Here is a 15,026-nt window from a genome sequence, read left to right as displayed (position 1 = left end):
GTATAATATTGTTGACTTTACAACAGTGGGAGGCTTCTTATGGAAAAGTGGATTAGAATAATTGGGGCGAGAGAACATAATTTAAAAAACATTGATATTCAAATACCTAAGAATACATTTACTGTAATAACTGGTTTATCAGGTTCAGGAAAATCTACTTTAGCGCTAGATACTATATATGCTGAAGGTCAAAGAAGATATTTAGAGTCTGTTTCAACATATGCTAGACAATTCTTAGGAAATTTAAAAAAACCAGACGTTGAATTAATAGAAGGCCTTTCACCCGCAATTGCAATTGAACAAAAATCTGTTAGTCATAATCCAAGATCTACTGTAGGAACCATAACAGAAATATACGATTATATAAGAGTTTTGTTTGCAAGAGTTGGAAAAGCTTTTTGTCCAAAATGTGAAATACCGTTAGAAAGTTCTACAGTAGACGAGATTGTAGATAATATTTATAAAAATTTTAAAGAAGATGCTAGGTTATACATCTTTGCACCAATAGCAAAAGAAAAAAAGGGTGAATTCAGAAAAGAAATAAGTAACATGAAAATTTCTGGTTTTAAAAGGTTAGAAATTGATGGAGAACTGTTTGATCTTGATGAGGTTGATTCATTAACTAAAACAGTTAGACATACTATAAATCTTTTAGTGGATAGAATAAAGTTGCGAAAGGATAACTTTGAGAGGATATATGAAGCTGTTGAAATTGCATTAAAAGAAGGAGAAGGATTTGTAGAAATTAGAGAAGTGGATAAAGATGAAAAAGTTCTTTCAATTCAAATGTTCTCCGAAAATTTGGCGTGTCCTAAATGTGGATACAGTTTTCCTGAAATAAATCCAAAACTCTTTTCATTTAATAGCCCATATGGTGCATGTCCAGAATGTCATGGATTAGGTTTTAAATTAGAAGTAGAGCCCGACTATATATTTGATATGAATAAATCTCTAGAAGATGGAGCAGCTATGAATATGGGCAAAGATACTTTTATGGTAAATATGATGAAGGAAGTTGTGAGAAGTTATGGAGAAGATCCTTCAAAAAAGTTAAAGGATATGCCACAGAAGATTATAAATGCACTATTATATGGTACAAATAGAGAAATAGATTTCTCATTTTCAAAAAGTAATGGAGAATCATATGAGTTTACAAGGGAATTTGAAGGTATGGTTAATTGGTACGAAAGAAGGTATAGAGAAACAGATTCAAAAGAAATCAAAGATTGGATAGAAAATAATTTTATGATTCAAAAAACATGTCAAACTTGTAAAGGTAAAAGACTAAGAGAAGAAGCGTTAAGCGTTAAACTTAATGGTTACAATATTTATGACATTACTGAAATACCAATAGGAGAATTAAAAGTATTCTTTGAAACTTTGCATTTAAGTGAATTTGAAATGGAAATTGTTAGAGAATTACTTCGTGAAATTAAAAGAAGATTGACTTTCTTGGTTGATGTAGGACTAGATTATTTGACACTTGGTAGAAATGCTACTACTCTATCAGGTGGAGAGTCTCAAAGAGTAAGGCTTGCTACCCAAATAGGCTCAGGTTTAACTGGTGTAACCTATGTACTAGATGAACCAACTATTGGACTTCATCAAAGAGATAATGATAAATTAATAGATACTTTAGAAAAGCTTAGGGATCTAGACAATACAGTAATAGTAGTAGAGCATGATGAAAATGTTATAAGATCTTCAGATTATATAATAGATTTAGGGCCTGGCGCAGGCGCCAATGGTGGCAGAGTAATTTATCAGGGACCTACCAATAAGTTAATTGAAAACCCGGGCAATTCTTTAACTGGAAAATATTTGGCAGGGCAAAAGACAATAGAGATATTAGAAAAAAAGAGGGTAGAAAAGAATCAATCTTTGAAAATTATAGGTGCATCCCATAACAATTTGAAAAATATAGATGTGGAGATACCTTTGGGTAAATTTGTTGTAGTAACTGGAGTTTCTGGTTCTGGTAAATCTTCATTGATTATGGATACATTATATCCTGCTCTTCAGAAAGAATTGTACAATTCTAAAACTAGACCTGGTAAATATCAAAAAATTGAAGGGTTGGAATATATAGATAGCGTAATTTCAATAGATCAGAGCCCAATTGGTAGAACACCTCGAAGTAATCCTGCTACATATACAGGTGTTTTTGATTTTATTAGAGAAGTTTTTGCCCAGACTCCTGAAGCAAAAATAAGGGGATACGACAAAGGAAGATTTAGTTTTAATGTTAAAGGTGGAAGATGTGAAGCATGTAAGGGGCATGGGGTCTTAAAAATTGAGATGCAATTTTTACCAGATGTTTATGTTACATGTGATGTATGTAAAGGTAAAAGGTACAACAAAGAAACTTTGAAGGTTACGTATAAAGGTAAAAATATTTCTGATGTTTTGGATATGACAGTGGATGAAGCTTTGGATTTTTTTAGGAATTTACCTGCGATAAATAACATATTGCAGTTATTGCAGGATGTAGGATTGGGGTATATTAGATTGGGCCAACCTGCGACGACTTTATCAGGTGGAGAAGCCCAACGAATAAAGTTAACTTCTGAATTAAGAAAAAAAGCAACGGGAAATACGATTTATATTCTTGATGAACCTACAACGGGATTGCATTTTGAGGATATTAAAAAGCTGCTTAAAGTTCTCAATTTATTAGTTGAAAAAGGTAATACAGTTATTGTTATTGAGCATGAGTTAGATATTATAAAGAATGCTGATTACATAATAGATTTAGGTCCTGATGGTGGAGAAAATGGCGGTAGGGTTGTTGCTATTGGAACTCCTGAAGATATAGTAGAAAGCGGAACATATACAGGCTATTATCTAAGCAAAGTATTGGAGAAAAACGTTAATAAAGTTGTTAATAAATAAAATAAAGCTCCTTTTAAGGAGCTTTATTTTATTCCATTTGTTCTATGTACCTATCAATTTTTTTAAGTTCTTTTCTAATCGAAAAGATAATGATCAACATCAATGTTAAAACGGTTCCTAAAATAATCACAGAGGATAAAAACATTCCCATTTTTTCGAAAATCCACATTAGACCTTCTGTTAATATAACGTCGTATAAAAGAAGTAAACCAAAAATAGCTATTGCATACCCCATGGTTATACTTTCAATTATTAAAATTTCTTTACCTTTAAATACTTTGTTACTTTGAGATACATCTCTGTTTGGATCTGAAAGAAAAAATCTAGCACCGATTAGTGACGAATAATAAAGTAAAATCAATGTTGGAATAATAAGGAACAATTCAAAAAAGTTAGTTTCAAAAACGAAAAAATAAACGAGAGAGATAGCCAAAAATTCTATGACAAAAAGGCTGGAAGAAAGCAAAACTTTCGAGTTAACCATGGTTTTTGTGGAGTAAGGAAATAATTTAGGAACTGGCCATATTTTTATTTCTTCTGCGAGCATCATAGATGTAATCAAAGCTGTATAGTTTGCTGCAATAAGCATGAACAACATTGCAATGTAAGTCAGTTTATTAATGCCTGAAAAAGAAAAAATGATCGGAAATATCAATGGATAAAGTATCATAAATATTAACTGAGAATTTCTAAATAGCAATTTTATTTCTTTTTTGAGTAAGGGTTGTCGACTTCCTTTAAATTTTTCTACTTTATTAACTTTAGATTTCTTTCGTGCAGTTGAAAAATCTAAATTAGTTGAGTATCTATATATAAGATAAAAGATTACAGCTGAAATTACATAAATGAAAATCAATGAATAAATATTTCCATCTGAGGCCAACATGAATTGAGTGTGAGGCCAGATAGGAGACATAAAAATTTTGACACTGTTGCCAAACATTTCTAAAATATCTTCCGGATTGGAGCCCATTTTTTGTGGTAAGATTTGCGGAACTAGCACAATAAGAATTATTGCAACGAAATACATCAATTGACCTAAACGTTTTGCAGAGGTTTTCCCAATGAAAAATGACATGACTAATCCTATTAACAATGAAATGGATAACAAAAATAATAAAAAACCAATTGCTGACAAGATAGCGAAAAACAAATTTGAACCTTGTATGACAAGATATAAGATAATTATTGAAAAAACTGCTGAACCTGCCATTCCTGACATAATCAAGCTGTCTATTGCTGCAGAAAAAAAGATAGTTGATCTTCTTATTGGCATAGATAAAAGCAAGGGATTCATATCATTGTCATACAAAGACGTAATAATTAGCGGAGAGAATTGTAGTATGAAAAGCGCCGAAGACATTAGAAAAGCTGGCGCTAATAAAAGATCAAGCAATGTATAATTATAGGCCATTCCAAGTTGAGATAAAGGAATGTTAAGGTTCACACTTTTTAATGTGTAAATCAATGTTGGTACAAAAGCAGCAATAAAAATCAATGGTACGAGTAAATATCCTATCAATATTGAAATTACACTTGGTCTAACAATTTGGCCTTTTCGATTTTTTGTAGGTCGGGCTTTATTTTTATATGATAATTTCAAAAGCAAAATTAAATCTTTCATTTTTAGTTATACCCCCTATTATGAAACAAGATTTTTAGCGCTTTTTTTGTTTTTCTGAAGTTTGCCAACCAGTAATCTATCGCTGTTAAATATTAATATTGTAATTATTATCATTATTGCAGCAAAGATACTAGAATAAATAATACCAGATATGACAAGAGCGTATTCTTTTAACATCAAAGATTTCATAGCCATCATCGGATGCGAGAAAGGAATAATAAAAATGAAAATTTTGATAAAAGTAGGCATCGTTGAAAAATCCATAAACATTGTCATAAGCATAGAAAAGACTGCCAATACAGTTACTGGAAAGAGCAAAGATTGGGCACTCTTGTAATCTTTGGCAAAAGAACCTAACGCCAAACATAGTGATAATCCTGCTAAAAGTGACATGAAAACAGAGAGTCCCATAAGTGTGTAATCATAGATATTAAGGGTTAAATTATATGCTTGTAAATCTACCACACCGGAAAAAGAAAAAGACTTCATGTAATAAGTCATTCCAACCATGTAAATAGCTGCAAGAATTAGTCCACTTATTGTACTTGCAATTATTTTACTTAAGATTATATAATTTCTCTTTACGGGTAGAGTTAACAAAGTTTCTAAGGTTTTGTTTTCTTTTTCTAATCCCATTGAAGAAATAATAGATGATCCTGACATCATAATAATCATCATAATTAGTGTTGGTATGAGATAAGACTGTGTGCTAAAAGTATTGATGAGTTCATTAGGAGATAGTCCTCTAAATTCTTTTTCTTTCAAGAACGTAGTTTGGGATGTTGTTAAAGGATTTAAGATTAAATTAGGATCTAAATCTAGTTCTTGTGTAATTATGATCTTAGATATTTCTTTTTCAACAGCATTTAAAACATAGTCTAATACATCTGACGAAATACCATCAAAAGGACCAACTCCTTGAACAACCCAATTGATGTTGAGTTTACCCTGTTCGTTGTTATAAATGGAGTCAGAGAAATCAGAAGGAATTTCAATCAAGGCAATTCCCTTTTCAGCAATTACCTCTTGTAAACCAGCACTTTTGTCAGAACCATTGTAAATAATATCAGAAGTTTCCTGTAAAATTTGTGTTGAGATTATACCAAATATACCATTGTCATTATTAATTAAGCCAATAGCCGGTTTAACTTCAAGCTTTTCTTCTATATTTCCAACACTTTGACCGATCATAGCAAAAACGAATGACATAGCAGCTATTGAAATAATTGAACCGATCGTCAAAACTTCTTTTAATTCTTTCTTAAACATGTTAAAAAACATTATTTAATCACCTCGATAAACACATCTTCAATATTTGGGGCTTGGTATTTTTCTTTTAATTCTTTTGGAGTTCCAACTTCAACGATTTTTCCTGAGTTTATTAGAGCAATTCTGTCACACATATATTCTACTTCTAACATATTGTGCGAAGATAGTAAAACAGCTTTTCCGTTATTAACGCTTTCTTTAATTATTTTTCTGACTTCACGTGCATTAATAACATCTAACCCTGAAGAAGGTTCATCTAAAATTGCTAATTTAGGTTCTGTCATCATAGCTCTAGCGATTAATAGTTTTCTCATCATTCCTTTGCTATAGGTATCAATTTTTGCATTTATTCTTTCATTAAGATTTGCAATTTCAATACCTTTATCTGTCATCTTTTTTAAACTATTTTTGTCTTTGGTGAAAAATTTAGCAACAAACTCCAAATATTCTTTTCCAGTTAAATTTCTATAGGCACCTGCATCCTCCGGTAAATAACTAATAATTTTTCTTACATGAGATCCTTCTTTTTTTACGTCATAACCATAAACTTTTATATATCCCGAGGTGATTTGAATTAAAGTTGAGATTGTTCTTAATGTTGTAGTTTTTCCTGCACCATTGGGGCCTATCAATCCAAAAATTTCACCTTGACGCACTTCAAAAGAGATATTTTTTATTGCCTCAAAATCCCCGTATTTTTTTACCAAATTAGACACTTCTAAAGCTATCATTAGTTTCCCCCTTATTTATTTTCCTTTTTATGGATGTAATCTAAGAAAAACTAAATTATTATTGTTTATAAATCTTTGATGATATCCATTATTTCTTCCCCACCGGTTAGTTCTAAGAATATATCCTCCAAACTTGTACTTCCAGTTTTTGAAAGGGTTCGAAGTTCTTCAAGAGTTCCTTCTGCGATTATTCTACCATGATCAATTATTCCTATTCTGTCACACATTTTTTCTGCAATCTCTAGAATATGAGTGGTTAAAAATATGCAACAACCTTCTTCTTTGTATTTATGAAGAATTTCTTTAAGTATTTTTGTAGCCTTTGCGTCTAAACCTACAGTTGGTTCATCTAAAAATATTACTTTTGGTTTCCTCATCAAAACAGATGCAACCATTAATTTCTGTTTCATACCGTGTGAGTAGTCTCCGATAAAATTGTTGATATAGTCTATGTTGAAAGCTTCACAAATTTCTTCAAATCTATTGTAAGCTTCTTTGGGATCTAGTTTATATACGTTTATAATAAATTCAATGAATTCACTACCCTTAAGGTTCTCATACATCTTAGGTTCATCAGGAACGACACCTATGTTTCTTTTTATTTCTAACTCATAATCTTTATAGCTTTTTTCCATTATTAAAACTTCACCAGATGTAGGTTTTAAAGTTCCTGTTAGCATACGAATAGTAGTAGTTTTTCCTGCACCGTTTGGTCCAAGGAATCCATATATCTCACCAGGTTTTATTAGCAAATTGATTGAATCGACGGCAGTAAAATCTTTAAATCTTTTTGTAAGATTAATTGCTTTTATCAATTAAAAGCCCCCTTAAGAATTATTTGACTTTCCAAGAAACGTTAAAACTTCCTTATATTCAATATTTATTATTTGTTCATTCTTAACCTTAACCGTTCCGTTTTTTTGTCCAGAGAACAAGTGAAAATGATAAGAGATCCGATATGGCATCTTATTTCCTATCATACCTATACTAATACTACTTTTGTCGCATCCTGTTAACATAAAAGATGCAATGAAAATGACAGTTAATAATATTAATAAAAGAACTTTTTGATTTTTCAGAGTTATTCTCCTTAAAAGTTAATTGTTTCACTAAAATAATTTCGGTCTATTATACTACGTAATAATACTAAAAATGATTAATTAATTTAAACTATATATTAAGTTAACCAAAAATTAACCTATTCGTTCTAATACAATTATAGACATTATTTTACCTGGTTAAGTATTTTAAATTATTTCAACAAAATGCGTTAAAGAGCATTTAGATATTAATTTTTTCTATATATTCTTTGATTATATTCTTTGATACCTCAAATTTTTCGTTTTCTTCTTCGTTCAACGAAATATTAACAATTCTTTCTATTCCATCTTTATTAATTATAGCTGGATATCCAATATATACATTGTCTACTAATACTGATGGAGTGAATACTCTTCCTTCATTTTTTATTATAGCTTCTGCAAGTGCAGCGGTAGCAGAAGCTATACCATAATTGGTCGCTCCCTTTTTTTCTATTATCTTATAGGCTGAATTTTTAACCTCTTCAAAAATTTCTTCTAACTGCAAATTACATTTTTGTTCAAAAGGACAATCTTCACAGAAATTTGTTATAGGAACTCCTCCAATCATAGCAGAACTCCATACTGCTAATTCAGAATCACCGTGTTCACCTATTATGTAGGCATGGATACTCATAGGTGAAATTCCACAATTGTAACCAATCAATGCTCTAAGTCTTGCTGTATCTAATATAGTACCAGTTCCAATTACTCTGTTAGATTCAAAGCCCGTTGTTTTCCAAGCAACATAACTCATAACATCAACAGGGTTAGTAATATTTATAACGATACTATTTGGAGCATATTTTTTAATATTTTGAGATATTTCTTGGATTATTTTAGCATTCTTTAAAACTAAATCTAGTCTTGTTTCACCTGGTTTTTGAGCCGCACCAGCAGTTATTATTATTATGTTACTGCCTGTTATATCTTCATAGTCTCCAGCTCTTATTACAGTACGTTTATGAAAGCTTGAGGCGTGTAGAAGATCTAAAGCCTCCCCTTCAGCTAGATTTTTATTCATATCAATTAGTACTAATTCTTCAACCAATGCCTTATTAACAATAGCAAATGCGGTGCTTGAACCTACTCTTCCTATTCCGATTATACTAATTTTCATATGATTTCCTCCTATCATAATTAGACACATATAATACGATAAAGTGTGAACCTAAAGAGAATAAATCCGACAAAAACAATCATATATATTATAAAAAAAACAGGTTAAAAGGATACTGTCATTAAATTAAATATTATTATTATTCGATTTTTAACCATTTTAATGTTTCTTGTGCAACTTTTTCTCTTTCACTATCGTTAACAACAACATGACCACTATTTTCGAGAATTAAGAAAGTTTTCTTCGATTTTATATTATTTTCAATGAGATCTTTGACGTAAAAAGGTACTGCGTCATCCTTTTTTGAAAGTATTATAAAGGTATCAGAAGTAATCTTTGAAAGATTTTTTGTAGCCATTTTTTGAAGTTTATAAAGTTCTGCAGCCTTTGAAGGCCAATCATAATTCCAATACTGCTGAGCAAGATAATTTAATCTTTCATCCTCAAAAACAGGAGGATTATTTTTTGGGACTTTCTTAATGAAATATTTAAAGAAAGGTGTCAATTTGATTCTCCAATCGGTAGCAATAAAAGCAGGTGCAGCTAAAACAATCTTTTCAGGTTCAAATTTTTCTGCAATAAGGGCTGTCAAAACTCCACCCATTGATAATCCTATAACATACACTTTTTCATAGTAAGATTTTAAATTTAAGTAGGACTCTAATGATTTTCTTAGCCAATCATGCCAATTAGAATTTAAAAAATCTTGTGAATTAGTTCCGTGTCCTGGAAGTCGAGGAATGTATACGGTAAATCCACCTTTATTAAGCTCCTTCCCCAAATAATACATATCATGTGGAGAGCCAGTATAACCATGCAATAATAAAACAGCTTCATTTCGATCGCCTTTAATATATAGTTCTTTTGAGATAGGTGAAACATACGTATTTTCTGGTATTTTATCAAAAAAATACAATTGTCATCCCCCTCTTTTAAAATATATTATATTAAAAAGTTCTGCCTTTATATAATTTCCGAAAAAATAACATTGGAATCGGGAATGTATTGTTTAAATAGATTTTTCATTTCATTATAATCATATTCGATAATTATTTTGTTAATTTGTTTTATTAGTGCTTCTAAATCTTCTTCAAGTAAAATGTCATTATTGGATTTTGCAATAAAAATTCGTTCATTTTTTGTTTTTTCAAAATCCTCGTCTTTTGAAAATAGTTCTTCATAAAGTTTTTCTCCTGGTCTAACACCTGTATACACTATCTTAATATCTTGATCGGGGATATAACCAGATAGTTTTATCAGGTCTCTTGCTAGATGATCTATATTTATTGGTTCTCCCATGTCTAAAACATAAATCTCTGCGTTTTGTGCAAACTGCCCACATTGAAGTACTAAAGATACAGCCTCAGGGATAGTCATAAAGTAACGTTTCATTTTTGGATGTGTGACAGTAACAGGTCCACCTTTTTTTATTTGTTCCTTAAATATAGGAATCACACTTCCTCTACTTCCAAGAACATTTCCAAATCTAACTATACCATAATTAGTTTTAGAAGAGTTTGAAATAGATTTTATGATTTTTTCAGCAAGTCTTTTAGATGCCCCCATTATTGAAGTAGGTTTTATGGCTTTGTCTGTAGATATAAAAACGAATCTTTCAACTCCATATTCTCTTGCAACTTTAGCAACATAATATGTTCCTAAGGAGTTAACTTTTAATGCTTCTGTAGGATTTTTTTGCATTAAAGGTACATGCTTATGTGCAGCAGCATGAAATACCACATCAAATTTGTATTTAGAAAAGAGATGTCTAATTCTGTTTTCATCTGAGACATCTGCAATAATTTCTTCAATATTCGAATCTGGGAACTTTTCTTGTAATTCATTTTTTATATCAAAAATACTGTTTTCTCCTTTTCCAAGTAAAAAAAGTGTTTTAGGATTCATAGGAAGGACCTGTCTACATATCTCTGAGCCAATACTTCCTCCAGCACCAGTTACAAGTATGTTTTTATCTTTAATATAATTTTTGATTTCTTTGAGATTTACCTTTATTTCTTTTCTACCTAAAAGGTCTGAGATATCAACATCTCTTAAAAATCCTAAAGAAAGTTTATTATCTAGTATTTCTAATATTCCGGGTAGGGTTTTTAATCTAACTTTTGTTGTGTCTATATAGTTTATAATTCTTTTAATTTGTGAAGAGGTTGCACTGGGAATAGCAATTATTACCTCGTTTACATTAAGTTTTTCAACAAATCTCATGACTTCGGATGTTGTTCCCAAAACCGGATATCCTCTAATAATTCTTCCTATTTTTTCAGGATCATCATCTAAAAAGCCAACGACTTTGCCTTCTTCTGGATGTCTTTCAAATTCGTCTAATAGTTCTGTACCAGCATCTCCAGCACCTATTATTATAATTCTTTTAGTTCCATATGTTTGTTTTTTATCTTTTTTAGAGTATTTTGAAAACCAGTAAATACGACTTATTGAAACTAGAACTACTCCAACTAACGAAGCTGTTGCAGCTACACTAAAAGGTAGTATAAAAAAACTTGTTACATATCTTCTTAAAGCTTCAAAAAGAAATATGTTTATGAGAAAGCCTATAAGTGTGCTCTTAAAAATAGGTTTTAATTCATTTAATGTAGCAAATCGCCAAATATATTGATAAATTCCTCCAAAATAAAATGCTCCTACCATAATTAATGGAAAGAGTATTACAGGAGATAAATATTTTATCATTTCAGAAAAATCAAATTGAAAACGTATGAACATTGCTATTATGTATGAAACAAAAAATAAAAGATAATCAATGATAATTAGTTTGAAAGATCTTTTAGATAGATGCTTCATCCTTAATCTCCTCTAAACTATCTGAAATAATTTTATGAACATAAGTTTGTTGTTCAAATGTAATGTTGCTAAAGAAAGGTATAGCAACGGTTAGTGAAGACACTAATTCTGTTATTGGGAAATCACCCTCATCATATCCAAATAACTTTTTATAAAATGGTTGAAGATGTAAAGGATAAAAATAATTCTTTGATTGGACTCCTTTATTATTTAATTTTTTAAGTAAATTATTTAAAATAGCACGTAATTGCTTTATCAAATTGTGCCATTCTTTTTGATTTTTTTCTCCTTCAATTCTTATAGGGATATCGAAGTCTTGAACCCATTTCGGGATATTCAAAAATTGTGAAAGCCATTCTAAGTTTAATCTTAAAACAAATACGAACCAACTTTCTTGAGTAACTTCTTGAGGGATATAAGGAAGTACTACCCTACCGTCGTTTTTAAACAACTCAAAATAGTTATCAGCTTTCTGTTTTCTTTTTTTACTTATTTCGTTAATTCTTTTCATTTGAGCATAACCTAAAGCAGCGGACATCTCATCCATTCTATAATTGTATCCTAAACGTTCGCTTATTAACCATTCACCATTTTTCCCTCTTCCTTGGTTTGACATTGATTTACATAAATCATATATTTCTTCATGATCTGTGACAATAATGCCTCCTTCACCGGTTGTTATTTGTTTATTAGGGTAAAAAGCAAATGCCCCAGCATCTCCGAAGGTCCCTAATTTCTGATTTTTATATTCTCCACCAAGAGCTTCGCAAGAGTCTTCAATTATTTTAATTTCATTCGGTAATATTTCATAAATATTATCCCACTCAAGAGGAATTCCGAATATATCGACTCCCATGAAATAAGAAACATCCCCTTGGTATTCTACTTCAACAAAATGTTTTAGGTTTGCTGTAGACATATTATAAGTTTTATGATCAATATCTATAAAAACGGGTTTACCATTTTCAAAAAGTGAGACGTTAGCAGAAGAAATAAAAGTAAACGGGGTTACAATCATTTTATCTCCGCTCTTAAAGCCTAAAGATCTCAAAATTAAATGTAGCGCAGAAGTTCCACTATTCACTGCAACCGAATAAGTACTATTAACATAATCCTTTACAATTGTCTCAAATTTATCCAGGTAAGGTCCTAAAGCTAATCTGCCAGAATTTAAAACGTCTAAGACACAATTAATTTCTAGATCTGTTATATCAGTTCCAGATAGAGGAACAAACAAGTAAAAAAGCCTCCTTCAATTGAATTTATACACTGTCTTCAAAAATTCTAAAATTTGAAATTTATCATTCCAACTTTTAAAATAGTTCAACTTACATAATCTTGCTTCGCTTTGTAACCCTTATACAATAAAATCACAGAAAAAATATTTAAATAAATTCCATTAATTTATTAAATTCTTCTTTAGTGATATATCCTTCTTCAAGTAGTTTATTAAGTATTTGTTTTGATATTTCTTTGTTTTTAATAATAGTCACATCTGCAAAAATAGTGCTATATTTTTCTTTATCATCCATTCCTTTAATTTTTTTAATTAGTTCGTTGTATATTTCATCGAGATTTTCTTCTTTTCGCTCTTTTAAGGCTTTAGTTTTAGCAGGTTCTAAGGTTTTCTCTTTAACTTTTATATCTTGGATTGGCTCGATATCAGTTTTTTTTAAATCTCCTGATGAAACAGGGATAGCAAATTTACCTGTTGCTGTACCGTCTTCTATATAATGCATAGTGGTTTCTCTGATCAGAAAAAAGAGCAAAAGCCATTCATATATATCCAAGGTTATAATTCTAAGAAGCATTGCAGTATTTCCATTTCTTAATTTAATAAAACGATTTTTAACAATATTATGAGAGATTTCAGATTCTTGAAGTTGCCATTGGTCCTTAACGATTCTGTTTATCATTGTGGCATAAGATACCCAACTTAAAATAAAGAAACCAAAGAAAACGTAAAAATACCAGTTAGGGATGGAAATGCTTTGCCATTCTTCAAAAGGTATATTAATTAATTTTTTAGCTAAAAATGAATAGAAAAGTGACATAACGATAATTGATATAATGTACATTGCAAACCAAAAATTTGCTACTTCTTCTTTTATATCAGGGAATTGCCAGTTATTAGCTTCATATACTTGTTTCATTATTTTGATGTGAGTATTTCTATTTCTTATTAAAGCAAAATATGTAAAAAATAAAATAGCTACTCCAAAAAATTGCAAAAACGGAATGTATTGAAAAATAAATCCTAAAAAAAGCAAAAGGGGTCTGATTATTATCATTTTTTTCCTCCTCGATTTTGTGTTTTTTTATATACAGTAGCAATCAACTTTACTATCTCAAAAGATACTATATTCAACAAACAAACCACTGAATACCTTCCCATTATAATCTTTGCTAATACTTAATTTCTTTTTTTAGTACTCGTAGCAAGGAAGGGGTGAGGGTTTCACCATATTACCCTTTTAAATTCAAAATTTCATTTGTAGAAAGTCGTCATTTCTATAGTCCAGTTCTAATATAATTTTACTAACATATGTAATTTTAAAAAGCAAATCTCCTTTTTATTATACTACAAAACTCTAAGATAATGTTTATTTTTGCAATAATGCTAAACTATTTCTAGTATCGATTATTTTTAATTAAATTTGTAAGAATTAACTTATTAATATTCGAAATCTCAATGTGTTATAATATATTTGAATGTAGCAACCTTAGATATTAAATCATATTTCTTCTTTGAGATATTAATGGAGGAATGTTTATGGAAGATTTTGGTGATAAAGAATTTAAAGACTTTTTAAATAAAATGTATGAGCAGTATCCTGAACTGCAAAATTTTAATTTAGATTTTTTAAAAGAAGCAAATTCTTCTGAAGCAGAAGAATTAGTTAATGTATTGAGGTTGGCTTCTTTTAAGTTCAAAAAGGCAGAAATAACAGTTAAGCCAGAAGTTGAGTCTCAACTCGATTATAACATCGATGATTTGGAGGTTAATTTAGATAATTTTTTAGAGACTATAACAATGTTCCCATTTGCTTTAACAGTGAGTAGTGATCTTTTAAAAGATACTGAAAATGAGATAAAGGGTAGTTTAAGGGGTAAATTTCTAGGAATGTATGTTAATTTGAAATACAACAATATTTATGAATTACTTTCAATAAAAAAAGTGGGTGCAATGAAATTAGCTAATTTATTAAGGAATAACTTTTTTAAGTTTTTGCCACTTAAAGAAAGTCTAAATTCATATATTAAAACAGTTATCGAAGCTTATTTAAAATATACGGACCTTGCTAAATATTTGGAGATTGAGGAAATAAGAGAATTTAATATGGTAGTTAAACTAAAAAATATTTTTGACGTCTCTCAAGATGATTTTTTTGACAATGTACTAACGAAAGAAGAAGCAGATAAATATTATATGATGAAAGCTTACTTAATTAGTGAATTCGCCATTGCGATAGTTGAATAGAATCTGATTGTTC

12 protein-coding genes are annotated in these 15,026 nt (G+C 30.0%); 3 read left to right on the top strand and 9 right to left on the bottom strand.

Translation table 11 applies throughout. The features are described from left to right. Positions 1 to 39: 39 nt before the first annotated feature. The gene (gene uvrA / locus DTL3_RS00290) at positions 40 to 2,892 is read left to right on the top strand and encodes an excinuclease ABC subunit UvrA (RefSeq protein WP_045087026.1); all 2,853 of its coding nucleotides are present in this window, start codon (positions 40 to 42) and stop codon (positions 2,890 to 2,892) included. Between the two features lie 28 nt (positions 2,893 to 2,920). On the opposite strand, the gene DTL3_RS00285 is transcribed toward uvrA, so the two are convergent. Beyond that, positions 2,921 to 3,922, bottom strand: coding sequence for a hypothetical protein (locus DTL3_RS00285; protein ID WP_231854014.1), 1,002 nt, complete (start codon positions 3,920 to 3,922; stop codon positions 2,921 to 2,923). Positions 3,923 to 3,956: 34 nt separating this feature from the next. On the opposite strand from DTL3_RS00285, the gene DTL3_RS09500 reads away from it, so the two are divergent. Continuing rightward, positions 3,957 to 4,295, top strand: a complete 339-nt coding sequence (locus tag DTL3_RS09500; protein WP_144403441.1) for a hypothetical protein — start codon at positions 3,957 to 3,959, stop codon at positions 4,293 to 4,295. A 239-nt stretch (positions 4,296 to 4,534) separates the two neighbouring features. Here the strand turns inward: DTL3_RS09500 and DTL3_RS00280 are convergent, their stop codons facing one another. From DTL3_RS00280 to DTL3_RS00245, 8 genes are all read right to left on the bottom strand, one after another. Beyond that, positions 4,535 to 5,797, bottom strand: a complete 1,263-nt coding sequence (locus DTL3_RS00280) for an ABC transporter permease (RefSeq protein ID WP_045087024.1) — start codon at positions 5,795 to 5,797, stop codon at positions 4,535 to 4,537. Next, on the bottom strand, positions 5,797 to 6,516 hold the full coding sequence (locus tag DTL3_RS00275) for an ABC transporter ATP-binding protein (RefSeq protein WP_045087023.1): 720 nt from the start codon (positions 6,514 to 6,516) through the stop codon (positions 5,797 to 5,799). Before DTL3_RS00275 ends, DTL3_RS00280 begins: the two co-directional genes overlap by 1 nt. Positions 6,517 to 6,581: 65 nt before the next feature. Further along, the gene (locus tag DTL3_RS00270) at positions 6,582 to 7,331 is read right to left on the bottom strand and encodes an ABC transporter ATP-binding protein (RefSeq protein WP_045087022.1); all 750 of its coding nucleotides are present in this window, start codon (positions 7,329 to 7,331) and stop codon (positions 6,582 to 6,584) included. A gap of 466 nt (positions 7,332 to 7,797) precedes the next feature. Then, positions 7,798 to 8,715, bottom strand: coding sequence for an L-lactate dehydrogenase (locus tag DTL3_RS00265; RefSeq protein ID WP_045087021.1), 918 nt, complete (start codon positions 8,713 to 8,715; stop codon positions 7,798 to 7,800). A 139-nt stretch (positions 8,716 to 8,854) separates the two neighbouring features. Continuing rightward, on the bottom strand, positions 8,855 to 9,631 hold the full coding sequence (locus DTL3_RS00260; RefSeq protein WP_045087020.1) for an alpha/beta hydrolase: 777 nt from the start codon (positions 9,629 to 9,631) through the stop codon (positions 8,855 to 8,857). A gap of 47 nt (positions 9,632 to 9,678) precedes the next feature. Next, positions 9,679 to 11,532: a nucleoside-diphosphate sugar epimerase/dehydratase gene (locus DTL3_RS00255; protein WP_045087019.1), complete on the bottom strand. Its 1,854-nt coding sequence runs from the start codon at positions 11,530 to 11,532 to the stop codon at positions 9,679 to 9,681. Next, on the bottom strand, positions 11,516 to 12,769 hold the full coding sequence (locus DTL3_RS00250) for a DegT/DnrJ/EryC1/StrS family aminotransferase (RefSeq protein ID WP_045087018.1): 1,254 nt from the start codon (positions 12,767 to 12,769) through the stop codon (positions 11,516 to 11,518). Before DTL3_RS00250 ends, DTL3_RS00255 begins: the two co-directional genes overlap by 17 nt. Before the next feature lie 148 nt (positions 12,770 to 12,917). After that, positions 12,918 to 13,823, bottom strand: coding sequence for a hypothetical protein (locus DTL3_RS00245; protein WP_045087017.1), 906 nt, complete (start codon positions 13,821 to 13,823; stop codon positions 12,918 to 12,920). Between the two features lie 482 nt (positions 13,824 to 14,305). Here DTL3_RS00245 and DTL3_RS00240 point away from each other — a divergent pair, with 482 nt between their 5' ends. Then, positions 14,306 to 15,013: a hypothetical protein gene (locus tag DTL3_RS00240; RefSeq protein ID WP_045087016.1), complete on the top strand. Its 708-nt coding sequence runs from the start codon at positions 14,306 to 14,308 to the stop codon at positions 15,011 to 15,013. Positions 15,014 to 15,026: the final 13 nt, after the last annotated feature.

The sequence above is a fragment of the Defluviitoga tunisiensis genome, assembly GCF_000953715.1.
GTDB classification, from domain to species: Bacteria; Thermotogota; Thermotogae; order Petrotogales; family Petrotogaceae; genus Defluviitoga; species Defluviitoga tunisiensis.
The sequence above is the reverse complement of the archived record's forward strand: the minus strand, read 5'-3'. Positions and strand labels throughout refer to the sequence as shown.